Source organism: Leclercia sp. AS011 (genome assembly GCF_037152535.1).
GTDB lineage: Bacteria > Pseudomonadota > Gammaproteobacteria > Enterobacterales > Enterobacteriaceae > Enterobacter.
Map to the genome: position 1 here is coordinate 2365847 of NZ_JBBCMA010000001.1, position 14520 is coordinate 2380366.

At 59.2% G+C, this 14520-nt stretch carries 13 protein-coding genes; 5 read left to right on the top strand and 8 right to left on the bottom strand.

Annotated features, from left to right (window positions below; genetic code table 11):
* The first annotated feature begins 136 nt into the window (after positions 1–136).
* The 3 genes from WFO70_RS11240 to nfsB all read left to right on the top strand — a co-directional run bounded on the left by WFO70_RS11240 (position 137) and on the right by nfsB (position 1818).
* Entirely contained in the window at positions 137–727 is a 591-nt protein-coding gene (locus WFO70_RS11240) for a TetR/AcrR family transcriptional regulator (RefSeq protein ID WP_337016161.1), read from the top strand.
* Entirely contained in the window at positions 717–1088 is a 372-nt protein-coding gene (locus tag WFO70_RS11245; protein ID WP_337016163.1) for an MmcQ/YjbR family DNA-binding protein, read from the top strand. The genes WFO70_RS11240 and WFO70_RS11245 overlap by 11 nt, the downstream gene beginning before the upstream one ends.
* A gap of 76 nt (positions 1089–1164) precedes the next feature.
* Complete coding sequence (gene nfsB / locus WFO70_RS11250) at positions 1165–1818, top strand: oxygen-insensitive NAD(P)H nitroreductase (protein ID WP_337016165.1); 654 nt, start codon at positions 1165–1167, stop codon at positions 1816–1818.
* 27 nt (positions 1819–1845) lie between these two features.
* Here the strand turns inward: nfsB and WFO70_RS11255 are convergent, their stop codons facing one another.
* Together WFO70_RS11255 and WFO70_RS11260 are read right to left on the bottom strand one after the other, a co-directional pair.
* Positions 1846–2448 (bottom strand): hypothetical protein, encoded by a 603-nt coding sequence (locus tag WFO70_RS11255; protein WP_337016167.1) that lies wholly within the window; start codon positions 2446–2448, stop codon positions 1846–1848.
* 153 nt (positions 2449–2601) lie between these two features.
* The gene (locus WFO70_RS11260) at positions 2602–3486 is read right to left on the bottom strand and encodes a helix-turn-helix transcriptional regulator (protein WP_442913362.1); all 885 of its coding nucleotides are present in this window, start codon (positions 3484–3486) and stop codon (positions 2602–2604) included.
* A gap of 93 nt (positions 3487–3579) precedes the next feature.
* Between WFO70_RS11260 and WFO70_RS11265 the strand changes: the two genes are divergently transcribed.
* Together WFO70_RS11265 and WFO70_RS11270 are read left to right on the top strand one after the other, a co-directional pair.
* Positions 3580–5016, top strand: a complete 1437-nt coding sequence (locus WFO70_RS11265) for an MFS transporter (protein ID WP_337016171.1) — start codon at positions 3580–3582, stop codon at positions 5014–5016.
* A 67-nt stretch (positions 5017–5083) separates the two neighbouring features.
* Positions 5084–6328 (top strand): mechanosensitive ion channel family protein, encoded by a 1245-nt coding sequence (locus tag WFO70_RS11270; protein ID WP_337016173.1) that lies wholly within the window; start codon positions 5084–5086, stop codon positions 6326–6328.
* Position 6329: 1 nt separating this feature from the next.
* Here the strand turns inward: WFO70_RS11270 and WFO70_RS11275 are convergent, their stop codons facing one another.
* From WFO70_RS11275 to WFO70_RS11300, 6 genes are all read right to left on the bottom strand, one after another.
* Entirely contained in the window at positions 6330–7304 is a 975-nt protein-coding gene (locus WFO70_RS11275; RefSeq protein WP_337016175.1) for a LacI family DNA-binding transcriptional regulator, read from the bottom strand.
* Between the two features lie 75 nt (positions 7305–7379).
* Positions 7380–8522 (bottom strand): Gfo/Idh/MocA family protein, encoded by a 1143-nt coding sequence (locus WFO70_RS11280; RefSeq protein ID WP_337016177.1) that lies wholly within the window; start codon positions 8520–8522, stop codon positions 7380–7382.
* Positions 8515–9540, bottom strand: a complete 1026-nt coding sequence (locus WFO70_RS11285) for a sugar phosphate isomerase/epimerase family protein (RefSeq protein WP_337016179.1) — start codon at positions 9538–9540, stop codon at positions 8515–8517. The genes WFO70_RS11280 and WFO70_RS11285 overlap by 8 nt, the downstream gene beginning before the upstream one ends.
* A gap of 15 nt (positions 9541–9555) precedes the next feature.
* Positions 9556–10794, bottom strand: a complete 1239-nt coding sequence (locus WFO70_RS11290; protein WP_337016181.1) for an MFS transporter — start codon at positions 10792–10794, stop codon at positions 9556–9558.
* A gap of 226 nt (positions 10795–11020) precedes the next feature.
* Entirely contained in the window at positions 11021–12409 is a 1389-nt protein-coding gene (gene pheP, locus WFO70_RS11295; protein WP_337016183.1) for a phenylalanine transporter, read from the bottom strand.
* A gap of 103 nt (positions 12410–12512) precedes the next feature.
* Positions 12513–14486, bottom strand: a complete 1974-nt coding sequence (locus tag WFO70_RS11300; protein WP_337016185.1) for a PhoX family protein — start codon at positions 14484–14486, stop codon at positions 12513–12515.
* Positions 14487–14520: the final 34 nt, after the last annotated feature.

The window sequence follows — 14520 nt, forward strand, 5'->3', positions numbered from 1 at the left end:
ATGAGTGAGTAAGCACTCATTATAGAAGTGATGCGAAAGTCGTCAAGACGTTTTAAGATCTTTGACATTCCGCGTTGCAGCCCCGCAAAGAGCATGATTCAATCAGGGTTTTTGCACATAAACTGGAGGAAATGCAGTGGCTCGTCCGAAAAGTGAAGATAAAAAACTGGCGTTGCTGGACGCGGCAACCACCGCTTTTGCCCAGTCGGGCATTGCGGCCTCTACCGCGTTAATCGCCCGCGGCGCAGGAGTGGCTGAAGGCACTCTGTTTCGCTATTTCGCCACCAAAGACGATCTGCTCAATGCCCTCTACCTGCACCTGAAACAGGATCTGTGCCAGACCATGCTGGCAAATATGGATCGTGCCCTCACCCAGCCGAAAGAGCATACCCGCAATATCTGGAACAGCTACGTCGACTGGGGGATCCGCAACCCGGTGGCCCACGGCGCGATCCGCCAGCTCGGGGTGAGCGAGAAGATCAACGCCGAAACCGAACAGGCAGTTCATGAGATGTTCCCGGAACTGCACGAACTCTGTCGTCGCCATATCCGCCCGGTGTTTATGTCAGAAGAGTTTCGTCTGTTTGGCGATGCCCTGTTCCTGTCGCTGGCGGAGACAACGATGGCCTTCGCCACCCGCGAACCGGCGCGCGCCGCCGAATTCAAGGCGCTGGGTTTTGAAGCCATGTGGCGTGCACTGGCGGAAGAGGATAACCATGGACAGTAAAACGCTCGCGGCCTGCGCTAAGCAGGTGGCGCTGGATCTGCCCTTTACCGAGCACTGCTGGCCGTTTGGCCCGGAATATGACGTGTTTAAGGTGGGCGGTAAAATTTTTATGCTGATGGGCGTGGCGCACGGGCGTCAGCACGTCAGCCTGAAGTCCGATCCGCAAAAATCACTGCTCAACCAGCAGATCTACCGGGGGATCGAGCCCGGTTATCATCTCAATAAAAAGCACTGGATCTCGATTTACGCGGCGGAGGATATCACCCCGGCGCTGATAGCCGATCTGGTGAACGATTCGTGGCATCTGGTGGTGGATAAGCTGCCGAAAAAAGAGCAAAAAAAGTTACGCCCCGACGGTTAAGCGCTCTGAATGCCCTTACCATTTTCCCCTTCCCTTTGTATTCTTTTCCCTTTTGCACTGAATCCCAGGAGTCGTTATGGATATCATTTCTGTTGCCTTAAAGCGCCACTCAACCAAGGCCTTTGATCCGAGCAAAAAACTGACTGCCGACCAGGCGGAACAGATTAAAACCCTGCTGCAGTACAGCCCGTCCAGCACCAACTCGCAGCCGTGGCACTTTATCGTTGCCAGCACCGAAGAAGGCAAAGCGCGCGTGGCGAAGTCCGCGGCCGGTGGCTTTGTCTTTAACGAGCGCAAAATGCTGGATGCCTCTCACGTGGTGGTGTTCTGCGCCAAAACCGCGATGGACGATGCCTGGCTTACCCGCGTTGTGGATCAGGAAGAGGCCGATGGCCGTTTCGCCACCCCGGAAGCGAAAGCCGCTAACCACAAGGGCCGCACCTTCTTCGCCGATATGCACCGTGTCGATCTGAAAGATGACGATCAGTGGATGGCGAAACAGGTGTATCTCAACGTCGGTAACTTCCTGCTGGGCGTGGGCGCCATGGGCCTGGACGCGGTGCCCATTGAAGGTTTCGACGCGGCGGTTCTCGATGAAGAGTTTGGCCTGAAAGAGAAAGGCTTCACCAGCCTGGTGGTAGTGCCAGTTGGGCATCACAGCGTGGAAGATTTCAACGCCACGCTGCCAAAATCGCGCCTGCCGCTGAGCACGATTGTGACAGAGTGCTAATACAAACGGGCCGCAGATAGCGGCCCGTTACTTTTTACTGATAACCAGTCTGCGATGCGGATGCACGTCGCGATCGTGTCCCCAGGCGAACGTAATCCAGCGCTCTTCCAGCTCAGCGTAAGAATTAACCGGCGTTAAGTGCCACTCCTCCCCCACCGTGCCGTCCGCCACGCTAATCTGATAATTCATGCTAAACGCCCAGTCGATCATCCGTAGCCAAAAACGCTGTCCATCACCGGTTTGTTCGCTGTCCGACACCACAATGTCGTATTCGCTCAGCACCCACTGAAAGAATAATTGCGGTAATCCGCTTATCACGCGTTGATGGACAGCCCGTGGGGTACGCCAGACCATCACCTGCGTAGCGGCACCCTGTGGAAAGGTAATTTCTTTATGAAATGTTAGCTTAACGGCATAGGCCGTATAAGGCTTGCCGTCGTCGGTGGTCACGAGACGGTATTCATCGCCATAGCGCGATTTCAGGAGCTGATACCCGGCAGGAAGCAAAAAACCCGGCAGGTGAAAATCCATCGTGCCCCGAGCCAGAAACGCTTCGGTATGTTCGACGTTTCGGGAGATAAGCCCGAGTTTTTGGCTGAAATCTGCGGAATCAATCATCAGTGGCGACATGGGTGGTTTCTCATCGCGTGAGTATAGACGACTTAACACCTCATCGAAATCATGACGATTAAGTCGGTTGGTTTAATCTGAACCTCACCTTACACCAGCCTCAGCCACTTAGCAGATTTGGCTATAACTCCCTGAAAGCAACTCGCAAAAAACTTATTTCCCCTGCTCCGCCAGCCACGCCAGGGCGCGCTCGCCCTCGTCATCCACCGGTAAATAGACCAGCAGGCGCGAGCCGTTGCGCGGGGCGGAGTACCAGTACATCTGCTGGAGATGAATATCCCCCAGTTCGGGATGGGTAAAGAGCTTGAGCTGGTTTTCCACGCCGCGCACGTCGTTTCGCTGGTGCCACAGAGACTTAAACTCCTCTGAGACGGCAAAGAAGCGCGCCAGTCTGGATTCCCACTGCGGGTCGCCCCGGTGCTCGGCCATCGCCGCGCGGAAGTAGGAGACAAAAATCGCCAGCACATCATCACGTCGGCCAAGACGGGCGCGCCACGCCGGATGCGTGAGATAGAGGTAGATGCAGTTGCGGTCTTCCGGCGGGATATCGTTAAAGTCGACGCCCATCAGATGGCAGAAGCTGTCGTTCCACGCCACGATATCGAAATTTGGCTTCTGAATGCTGGCGGGTTTTGGCATCAGGGTATCCAGCAGACGACGGGTGCCTTCGCTGATCCCCTCGCAGCAGACCGCCTGCGGCGCTTCGCCCGGCGGCAACCCCGCCAGCACAAACAGGTGGCGGGCTTCGGTCGGAGTGCACTGCAGCGCTTTCGCCACCGCCGCCATCACCGCGCTCGACGGGTTGACGTCCCTGCCCTGCTCCAGCCAGGTGTACCAGGTCACGCCCACGTCGGCCAGCAGGGCCACCTCTTCCCGGCGCAGACCCGGGGTGCGACGGCGACCGCTGCGCGGTAAACCCAAGCGCTGCGGATCGAGACTCTCTCGCCGGGCGCGTAAAAATGCGCCCAGCTGTTTACGGGTGTCATCCTGGAGTGAGGTGACGGGTTCAGACATCTGCGCCATAGTTGCCCCCTGCATGGTAGTGCCAGTACCAGTATAAGTAAGAACTGGTACCCGTTTATAAGATGGTTGATGCTACGACGCTACGCTGTTTGACGCAATGGAGTCACCATGAATACGTCAGTTGTTTCACCGGGCCGGGCAGGCCTGATATTGCTGTTAACCGGCCAGATGCTGCCGCTGATTGATACCTCAATCACCAACGTGGCGCTGGACGCCATCACCCACTCGCTGCACGCCACCGCCACCGAGCTGGAGCTGATTGTCGCCCTCTACGGCGTGGCCTTTGCCGTCTGCCTGGCGCTCGGCAGCAAGCTGGGGGATAACCTTGGCCGCCGTCGTCTGTTTATGTGGGGCGTAGCGAGCTTTGGCCTGGCTTCGCTGCTGTGCGGCATGGCGGGCAGTATCGAGCAGCTGCTGGCCGCCCGCATCGTTCAGGGCGCAGGCGCGGCGCTGATCATGCCGCAGATTCTTGCAACCCTGCATGTCACCCTGAAAGGCCCCGCCCACGCCAAAGCCATCAGCCTGTTTGGCGGCATCGGCGGGATTGCGTTTATCGTCGGGCAGATGGGCGGCGGCTGGCTGGTATCGGCGGATATCGCCGGGCTGGGCTGGCGTAACGCCTTTTTTATCAACGTGCCGATCTGCCTGCTGGTGCTGGCCCTCAGCCGTCGCTTTGTGCCGGAAACCCGCCGCGACACCCCGTCACGCATCGACTGGCCGGGCACCGCCCTGCTGGCGGCGATCCTCTGCTGCCTGCTGTTCCCGATGGCACTGGGGCCGCAGTGGCACTGGTCGTGGCCGCTGAAGGCCGCATTGATCGCCATTATCCCGCTGGCATACTTAATGGCGCTGAATGCGCGTAAAAAAGAGCGCGAAGGGGCTCACCCGCTGATCCCGCCGCGTCTGATGCAGCTCGGCAGCATCCGCTTTGGGGTGCTGATTGCGCTGCTCTTCTTCAGCGTCTGGTCTGGGTTTATGTTCTGCATGGCGCTGACCATGCAAACCGGCCTGGGGATGGCTCCATGGCAGTCCGGCAACAGCTTTATCGCCCTCGGCGTGACCTACTTTGTCTCGGCGTGGTTTGCCCCGCGGCTGATTGCCCGCTATCGCTCGAGCACGATTTTGCTCACCGGGCTGGCGATCCAGATAACCGGCCTGCTGGCGCTGATCGCCACCTTCCGCTACTGGGGAATGGAGAATACCGCCCTGACCCTTGCCCCGGCCACCGGGCTGGTGGGCTACGGCCAGGCGCTGATTGTCAACAGCTTCTACCGGATCGGGATGCGCGATATTCAGCCTGACGATGCCGGAGCCGCCAGCGCCATTCTCAGCACCCTGCAACAGGCGGCGCTCGGCCTCGGCCCGGCGATCTTCGGTGCGATTTTGCTCCACGCCCTGCACGACCATCAGGGAGATTACGCCCGGGCGATAAACGTCTTCCTGGTGGTGGAAACCCTGATGATGATCGTCCTGGCGCTGACCACCCTGCGATTGCGCCATCGCCTGTGCCTGCCGGTGGTGAAAACCTGTCAGGCGGTAAAATAGGCCTGGCGAATTTGCATAATAGATCCTCAGCCGCCATTATGGCGGCTGCTTTAATACAGGAGACGTTATGCAGGAGTTCATTTCTCTGGTCGAAGAGACAGGTATTGAAATTAATCACACCACCTCCCTCGCGATCATTTTTGGCATTATTTTTCTTACTGCCCTGATTATTCATTTTATTCTGCACAAAGTAGTGCTGCGGGCGTTCGAGAAACGCGCCCGGGCCAGCAGCCATTTATGGCTGCAGATCATTACCGAGAATAAGTTATTTCACCGTCTGGCCTTTACCCTGCAGGGGATAATCGTCAACGTTCAGGCGGTATTGTGGCTGCAAAAAGGCAGCGACGCGGCGGAAATACTCACCACCTGCGCCAGGCTGTGGGTGATGGTTTACGCCCTGCTGGCCTTCTTCTCGCTGCTGGACGTGATTTTCAACCTGTCGCAAAAGATGGCTACCGCCTCCCAGCTGCCGCTGAAGGGAATCTTCCAGGGGATCAAGCTGGTGAGCGCCATTCTGGTGGGTATCCTGATTATCTCCCTGCTGATCGGCCAGTCCCCCGCTATTCTGATTAGCGGTCTGGGCGCGATGGCCGCGGTACTGATGCTGGTGTTCAAAGACCCGATTTTAGGCCTGGTGGCAGGCATTCAGCTCTCGGCCAACGATATGCTCAAGCTCGGCGACTGGCTGGAGATGCCGAAATACGGCGCCAACGGCACGGTGACCGACATCGGCCTGACCACCGTCAAGGTGCGCAATTTCGATAATACCATCACCACCATTCCCACCTGGGCGCTGGTCTCGGACGCCTTTATCAACTGGAGCGGCATGTCAGCCTCCGGCGGGCGGCGGATTAAACGCAGCCTGAATATTGATACCACCAGCATCCATTTTCTCGACGAGCAAGAGCAGCAGCAGCTGGTTCAGGCGAAGCTGCTGAAGCCCTATATGGCTACACGTCACGAGGAAATTACCCTGTGGAATCAGGAGAACGGCGAAGGCGATTCGGTACTTAATATGCGCAAGATGACCAATATTGGCACCTTCCGCGCGTATCTGAATGAATATCTGCGCAACCATCCGCGTATTCGTCAGGATATGACCCTGATGGTGCGGCAATTAGCGCCGGACGCCAACGGCCTGCCGATAGAAATATATGCGTTTACCAACACCGTGATCTGGGCGGAATATGAGGCGATTCAGGCCGATATTTTCGACCATATTTTCGCGGTGATTGATGAATTTGGTCTGCGTATTCACCAGACCCCGACCGGGAACGATATTCGCTCCCTGGCGGGCGTACTGGCGAAATAATTCAGGCGCTGGCGCGGGAAATAAAGCGCCAGTTCATCATCACCCGCTCGGTGGCGGCGTCGGGGTTGTCGATTTTGTTCAGCAGCAGATCCACCGCCTTGCGCCCGATATCCCGCGACGGCTGTTCGATGGTGGTCAGCGAGACCATCTCCGACAATTCGGTGCCGTCGAAACCCACCACGGCGATATCCTGCGGCACGCGCAGCCCCGCCTTTTCGATAGCGCGGAGCGCCCCCGCGGCCAGGGTATCGGAGACGGCAAACACCGCATCCGGGCGCGGCTCTGTCGCCAGCAGCTTGCTCATCGCCGCCATCCCGGCTGCGGCGCTGAGATCGCTGGCGTACTCCACCGCCTGATACGCTAAATCGCGCAGATGCAGCACGCTTTTATACCCGCGCTCGCGCAGGCGGGCATATTTGTAGCTCAGGTCGTGGTTGATAAGCGCAATGCGCTGACGCCCACCGTCGGCCAGGCGACTGACCACATGCTGGGCGGCATCCACATCGTTGATCCCGACGCAGGAGACCGCCCCGGCATCGGCGTATTCGGCGCACTGCACCCAAGGGGCATCGCCAATCAGCGCCGCCAGTTCGGTCAGGCGGGTAAAGGCATCCATGGTGATAATGCCGTCGACCATTTTGCCGGTCAGCAGGCTCAGGCCCGAGCGGGAGCGTTCAATATCGGAGCCGGAGTTGCACAGCAGAATGCGGTAGCCGTTTTTCTCCGCCTGCTCCTCAATGCCCTTCACCACTTCGGCGCAGAACGGGTTGGCAATGTTGGAGACCATCACCAGGATCATGTAGCTGCGTGAGGTGCGCAGCTGACGAGCAAGAAGATTGGGCTGGTAGTTAGCCTCTTTAATCGCCTGCAAGACGCGATCGCGGTTTTTGGCTTTGACGGTATCGCTGTTGTTGAGCACGCGCGATACCGTCGCCACCGATACGCCCGCCAGTTGGGCGATTTTCTGAATTGACATAGCGACGAGTGATCCTGCAGTTAGCGTTAGCAGCAGGCTACCATAAATTTGTTGCCCGGCGTACCGGGCAAGGCGTTAGTGCGCGACGCTGATCCAGCGCTGCTGTTGATGGCTTTTCACAATTGCGTCAATGATATACATCACGTTCGCCCCGTCGTGGAAGGTGGCAAACAGCGGTTGCTCCGGCATCCTGCCCGCCTGCACCGCGCGATAAAACTGCGCCATCATATTCTTAAAGGCGTCCGGCCAGCCTTCGATGTGGCCACCGGGGAAGTGGGCGCTGTCGGCCACGTCGCGGTTCATCAGGCCCGGATCGTCCGTCAGGGTCTGGTTGGCCTGCGCGCGATGGCCCACCCACAGCTGCTGGGGCACCTCCTGATCCCAGGCCACGGAACCCTCGCTGCCGTTGACCTCGAGGCTGAGGCGGTTTTTGCGCCCGGCGCTCACCTGCGAGACGGTAAAGCTGCCTTTGCTGCCATCGTCGAAGCGGAACAGCACCGAGCCGAAATCCTCGGTGGTGACGGGTTTATCTTCATAGACCGCATCGCCCGCCTGGCTGAAGGTCTGGTTTCCGGCCACGTTGGCCTTGCGCGTCGGCCAGACGATGGACAGGTCGGCCATCACCTCGGTGATACGTCGTCCGGTCAGGAACTGAATGGTGTCGCACCAGTGGGAACCGATGTCCGCCACCGCCCGCGATGCCCCGCCGAGCGCCGCATCGACCCGCCAGTTGTAGTCGGTTTCCAGCAGCATCCAGTCCTGCAGATAGCTGCCGTGGGCGGCAAACAGCCGTCCGAGCGACCCTGCGGCCACCATGCTCGCCGCCTGGCGCACCATGGCAAACTGGCGATAGACAAAGCTCACGCCGTGTATCACCCCCGCCTGCTCGGCCAGGGCCACCAGCTCCCGCGCCTCGTCCGGGGTCATGCACAGCGGTTTTTCGGAGAAAACATGCTTTCCGGCGCGCAGGATCTGGCGGTTAATCTCCGCATGCAGATGGTTGGGCGTGCAGTTGTGCACCACGTGCAGATCCGGGTGGGCCAGCAGTGCGTCTACGCTGCCGTAGGCGTGGGGAATATTCAGCGCCCGGGCCTTCTCCTGCGCCTGCCCCAGCGAGCCATCGCCCAGGGCGACGACCTGCACGAAGCCAAGACGGCGCAGGGCTTCGATGTGAGCCGGGCCGATAAAGCCGCTGCCGATAATGCCGACGTTAATCATGAAGTTCTCCTGCGGCGAAATCGTCAAATGCCCGATCGGAAACCGGAATAATGTGACGGGAGATAAACTCGCGCCCTTCCCGCGCCCCGGTGTCACCATCCTTCAGGCAGCACTCCCACTCCAGCACCGCCCAGCCGTCGTAGTCGTACTGGGTCAGCTTGCTGAAGATGCCCTTAAAGTCGATCTGGCCGTCGCCCGGGGAGCGGAAGCGCCCGGCGCGGTTGATCCAGCTCTGATACCCGCCGTATACCCCGCTGCGCCCGTTGGGGCGGTACTCGGCATCCTTGACGTGGAACGCCTTAATGCGGGTGTGGTAGTGGTCGATAAAGGCCAGATAATCCATCTGCTGCAACAGCAGGTGGCTGGGATCGTAAAGAATGTTGCAGCGCGGGTGGTTGTCCACCAGAGCCAGGAAACGCTCGAAGGTGACGCCGTCGTGCAGATCTTCCCCGGGGTGGATCTCGTAGCAGACATTCACCCCCTGCTCGTCGAAGGCATCCAGAACCGGCCGCCAGCGGCGGGCCAGCTCGCTGAACGCCTCCTGGAAACGCGCCTCGTTATGCGGCGGCCAGGGGTACATAAACGGCCAGGCCAGCGATCCCGAAAAGGTGGCGTGGGCGGTTAACCCGAGCCGGGCCGAGGCCAGCGCCGCCTTAGTGACGATATCGGTCGCCCAGGCCTGGCGGGCGGCCGCGTTGCCGCGCACCGCCTGCGGGGCGAAGTTATCGAACGCCTCGTCATAGACCGGGTTAACGGCGATCAGCTGCCCTTCCAGATGGGTGGAGAGCTCGCTGATGACCAGCCCGTGGTTCGCCAGTTTGCCGCTGATCTCGTCGCAGTAGGTCTGGCTCTCTGCCGCCAGCTCTACGTCAAAAATCGCTTTGTGATTGCAGGGAATTTGCAGCGCCTTGTAGCCCTTTTCCGCTGCCCAGCCTGCCAGCCCGTCGAGGGTGTTAAACGGCGGTTGCCCGCCGATAAACTGCGACAGAAAAATTCCCGGGCCTTTAATTGTCCTCATACCACCTCCTGAACATTACGCCTTGTCATCGTCATATTTGAACGTGACAAGGAAAATCAGCGCGATGACCGCAGCCGCCACTGCCGGGATCCACCAGAAGGTGACCCAGGCCTGTGGCACGGTCTGCCCCGCCACCAGGCGGTTGTACAGCGCGCCGGAAATCTGAGAGCCGAGCAGCATGCCGATACCGTAAGTGAACATCACGATCATGCTCTGCGCCTGGCCTTTTACCTTTTCGCCCGCCACGCGGTCGGTGTAGATAAAGCCCACCACAAAGAAGAAGTCATAGCAGACGCCGTGCAGCAGGATGCCGAGATAGAGCAGGAAACGCCCTTCCTCGCTGACGCCGAGGGCAAACATGGCGTAACGAACGAACCACGCCAGCATGCCGATCAGCAGCATGTATTTGACGCCCAGACGGCGGAACAGCAGCGGGATCACCAGCATGAAGAAGATTTCAGACATCTGGCCGAAGGACATGGCGGTACTGACGTCGGCGATCCCCGCATCCGCCAGGTACGACGCAGTGTAGGCGTAGTAGGTGCCCAACGGGACGGAGATCAGCATTGCGCACAGGCAGAAGATAAAGAAGTGACGGGTTTTCAGCAGTGCGAAAGCGTCGGCGCAGAACAGATCCCGCATTTTGACCGGCATCCCTTTAGCCGGGGCCGGCGTATGCGGCAGGGTCAGGCTGTAGAGCGCCAGCAGGACGGAGCTGGCCGCCGCCACCTGGAAGATGGTGACGCTTGCGGCCACGCCGGTCACGCCGATAAAGATCCCGGCGACAATCCAGCCGATGGTGCCAAACACGCGGACCACCGGGAAGGTCTTGTCGACGTTCGCCAGGCTGTGGAAGGCGATGTTGTTGGTCAACGCCAGGGTCGGCATGTAGCAGAGCGTATAGCCAAACAGCAGGCCGATCAGCAGCGCACCATTTTCCGCAATCAGTGCCCCCGGCACGAACCACAGGATCGCCGCGCCGGCCAGGTGCATCACCGCCATCACCTTTTGCGAGGCGAAGAAGCGGTCCACCAGCATCCCGAGGACGAACGGCGACAGAATCGAGGCAATCGGCCCGGCGGAGAAGGCATCGCCGATCAGCAATGACATGTTGTACTGGGTCATCACCAGACCGAGGGTGACCGACCAGCTACCCCAGATAAAAAATTGCAGGAACATCATCAGCGACAGGCGCGGCACCAGCATCCGGTGCTGCCCTATCACCTTTCCACTACTTTCAGTTGTTGACACCATGATCTGCCCCACCCTTAAAAAGTAATCGATTACAAAACCGTATCACATGAAAAGTAATCGATTACAAAACAAAGATCCTGTGGATCGATTAAGAAGTGGGAGGGGGGTCACGATAAAGGTGTGGATCGGTGTGGGAGGTGCCGGGTGGCGGCTTCGCCTTACCCGGCCTACGGGTCCTGACGCTTTTGTAGGCCCGGTAAGCGTAGCGCCACCGGGCAAAGGCGTATTACTTCTTGCGTGACAGCTTAAACGCCACAAACAGGAACACGACCCACACCGGCAGCAGGATTGCCGAGGTGCGCATCCCGTCCATGGTGCACATCAGGACCAGGATCATCGCCAGGAAGGCGATACAGATGTAGTTCCCTGCCGGATAGAGCAGCGCCTTGAACTGGGTCTCGCGCCCTTTGCGGCGCATCGCCGCGCGGAAGCGCAGGTGCGCCAGGCAGATCATGATCCAGTTCAGCAGCAGGGTCGCGACCACCAGCGCCATCAGCAGGCCAAAGGCTTCGTGCGGCAGCAGGTAGTTGACCAGCACCACCAGCGAGGTGATGGCTCCGGAGAGCAGCAGCGAGTTGACCGGTACGCCGCGACGGCTGACGCGGGTCAGGAACTTCGGCGCGTTGCCCTGTACGGAGAGGCCAAACAGCATCCGGCTGTTGGAGTAGACGCCGCTGTTGTAGACCGACAGCGAGGCCACCAGAATCACAAAGTTGAGCGCCGATGCCACCACGTTGCTGTTCAGATCGTGGAAAATCATCACAAACGGACTGCTGTCGGACTTCACTTCCACCCACGGATAGAGCGCCAGCAGCACCACCAGCGAACCGATATAGAACAGCAGAATACGGTACACCACCTGGTTGACCGCTTTCGGAATGCTTTTATGCGGATCCTGGGCTTCGGCGGCGGTAATGCCGATCAGCTCCAGCCCGCCAAAGGAGAACATGATCACCGCCAGGGAGAGCACCAGCCCTTTCCAGCCGGTAGCGAGGAAGCCGCCGTGCTGCCAAAGATTATCGATGGTCGCCCGCTCGCCGCCGTGTCCGGAGAAGAGCAGCCACAGGCCAAAGCCGATCATGCCGATGATGGCCAACACCTTGATTAAGGCGAACCAGAACTCGGTCTCACCGTACAGGCGCACGTTCACCAGGTTAACGGCGTTAATGATGATGAAGAACACCGCCGCCCAGATCCAGGTTGGCACGTCCGGCAGCCAGTACTGCATATAGATGCCCGCGGCGGTCAGCTCCGCCATGCCCACCAGCACGAACATCACCCAGTAGTTCCAGCCGGAGAGGAACCCCGCAAACGGGCCCCAGTATTTGTAGGCAAAATGGGCGAAGGAGCCGGATACGGGTTCTTCCACCACCATCTCGCCGAGCTGGCGCATGATCAGAAAAGCGATAATACCCGCGATGGCATAACCCAGCAGCACCGCAGGGCCAGCCATCTGAATGGCGGGACCGATGCCGAGGAACAGCCCGGTGCCGATAGCGCCACCGAGGGCGATAAGTTGAATATGTCGGTTCTGTAAACCACGATGCAGCGTCGGTGTCTGTTCCGACGAGGCTTCAGCAACACCATTGCCTGAAGCGGATGACGCGTTTTTCACGTCTGACCCCTGTCTCTTTTTATGGAAGGGGCACCTTTTAACACTTCGGACAGACGGGAGCAAGTTAAACGCCGGGCAACGGTTGCTGCCCGGCGGGAGGCGATCACGAACCGATAATGCCGCCATCCGCTCTGGTGATGACCACCGTCGAGGCGCGGGGGCGCCCCTGCGGATTATTGTCCGGCCAGTTAGAAACGGCGCGCGGGTTTGCCGGATCGGTAATGTCGTCCCCGCCCTCGCCTGGATGCTGAATATTAATAAACAGCGTACGGTTGTCCGGGGTGAACGCAATGCCGGTGATTTCGCAGCCGCGCGGGCCGGTCAGGAAGCGGCGATATTCATTGGTGCCCGGAATGGTCGCCACCATCTGGTTATTGCCCATCCCCTCATACGATTTCTTGTTAATGGTGCTGGAGGAGACGTCGGTCTGGATCCAGAGCACGCCCTGATGGTCAAACGACAGGCCGTCCGGGCTGCCAAATTCGGCCCCCTTCATGCTGCCCTTCGCCTTTTCATCCGCGGTATCCGTTCGCCCGGCCAGCACCAGAATGTCCCATTTGAAGCGTAACGCAGCAGGATCGCCGCCCTCTTCGTACCAGTGCATAATGTGACCGAAGGCGTTATTGGCCCGGGGATTGGCCGCATCTACTGGCGCTTTGCCCTCTTTGCCACGATCGCTATTGTTGGTGAGCGTGCAGTAGACGCTGCCACTGCTGTGTGGATCCACCGCGATCCACTCCGGGCGATCCATTTTGGTCGCCCCCACGGCATCGGCCGCCAGACGGGTTTTAATCAACAAATCTCCCTGGTTTTCGAACCCTTTGCTCTTATCCAGGCCGTTCTGACCAAAGACCAGCGGCAGCCACTCGCCGGAGCCGTCGTCGTTGAATCTGGCGACGTAGAGCGTGCCGGCGGTCAGCAGCTGCAGATTGGCTTCGCGATCCGCCGGACTGTATTTATTGTCGGAAACAAATTTGTAGATGTACTCAAACTTCTGGTCATCGCCCATATAGGTGACCACGCGCTTATCTGCGGCCAGGGAGACGGCGGCACCTTCATGCTTGAAGCGCCCCAGCGCAGTGTGCTTGCGCGGCGTGGAATCGGGATTGTAGGGATCGATCTCGACCACCCAGCCAAAGCGATTCGGCTCGTTAGGCGTTTTATCCACGTTGAACCTGTCATCCACTTCACTCCAGCGGTAGGACTCATCGCTGTCGCTGATGCCGTAGCGTTTCTCCAGGGCGTTACGCTCGCCTTTCTTGACGAAAATATCCGACCAGTTCTCTTCGCAGGTGAGGTAGGTTCCCCAGGGGGTGTAACCGTTAGCGCAGTTTTGCATGGTGCCGAGCACCTGCTCGCCCTGAGGATCGACGGCGGTTTTCATTAACTCTTGCTGACGCGCCGGGCCGGTGAGCTGCATAGGGGTGTTCACCGTGATGCGGCGGGCAAAGCCGGAGGGGCGCACCACTTCCCAGTCGCTACCGTTCTTTTTCACTTCGATAATCGATACGCCCATGGCGTTCTGGCCTTTGCGCGCCTTCTCCAGGCTCCAGCTGGCAGTGCCGTCACTAAAGAGCATGCCGTTGTCGATGTACTCGTGGTTCATCGCCAGCAGGCCGTGGCCGGGACTCTCCTCCCCTTGCGGCAGGCTAAACCACGCCATACCGTCATGGTGCATGCCCGCCTGCGCCGCCTGCTCGTCTGCCGTGTTGCTGGCGTCGAATTTGAATGCCGGCATATTCCCCTTGATGCCGGTGGCGTCGCCCCAGCGGTAGAAAGGACGCGCGATGTAGCCCTCGGGCACCCTGACCCTATCCTCGGTCGAGACCGGAATGCTGGTAAAGCCGAGCGACACCGCTTTGCTCAGGGCTGAAGGCTGTGAAACCGCAGCCAGAGCGTTTTCAGGCTTGAGTAAAAAGGGGAAGGAGGCGGCGGCACCGGCAACGGCACCCATCTGCAGGAAACGGCGGCGGGAGAGGAACATCTCCGCCACGCTGGAAAATACCGGATTAGCGCTGGGATTACTGACATCGTCGCGATGTTCTTTTTTGAATACGGACTTAAGAGGTTTACCCACGATGGCTTCCTTTCTTTAGGCTAAGAAATGACAA

Bases quoted from the DNA above. Each gene is read 5' to 3' on its own strand.
- WFO70_RS11285 (WP_337016179.1), bottom strand. From the start codon at position 9,540: ATGAGGACAATTAAAGGCCCGGGAATTTTTCTGTCGCAGTTTATCGGC.
- WFO70_RS11270 (WP_337016173.1), top strand. From the start codon at position 5,084: ATGCAGGAGTTCATTTCTCTGGTCGAAGAGACAGGTATTGAAATTAAT.
- WFO70_RS11275 (WP_337016175.1), bottom strand. From the start codon at position 7,304: ATGTCAATTCAGAAAATCGCCCAACTGGCGGGCGTATCGGTGGCGACG.
- WFO70_RS11280 (WP_337016177.1), bottom strand. From the start codon at position 8,522: ATGATTAACGTCGGCATTATCGGCAGCGGCTTTATCGGCCCGGCTCAC.
- WFO70_RS11260 (WP_442913362.1), bottom strand. From the start codon at position 3,486: ATGCAGGGGGCAACTATGGCGCAGATGTCTGAACCCGTCACCTCACTC.
- WFO70_RS11290 (WP_337016181.1), bottom strand. From the start codon at position 10,794: ATGGTGTCAACAACTGAAAGTAGTGGAAAGGTGATAGGGCAGCACCGG.
- WFO70_RS11265 (WP_337016171.1), top strand. From the start codon at position 3,580: ATGAATACGTCAGTTGTTTCACCGGGCCGGGCAGGCCTGATATTGCTG.
- WFO70_RS11245 (WP_337016163.1), top strand. From the start codon at position 717: ATGGACAGTAAAACGCTCGCGGCCTGCGCTAAGCAGGTGGCGCTGGAT.
- WFO70_RS11255 (WP_337016167.1), bottom strand. From the start codon at position 2,448: ATGTCGCCACTGATGATTGATTCCGCAGATTTCAGCCAAAAACTCGGG.
- nfsB (WP_337016165.1), top strand. From the start codon at position 1,165: ATGGATATCATTTCTGTTGCCTTAAAGCGCCACTCAACCAAGGCCTTT.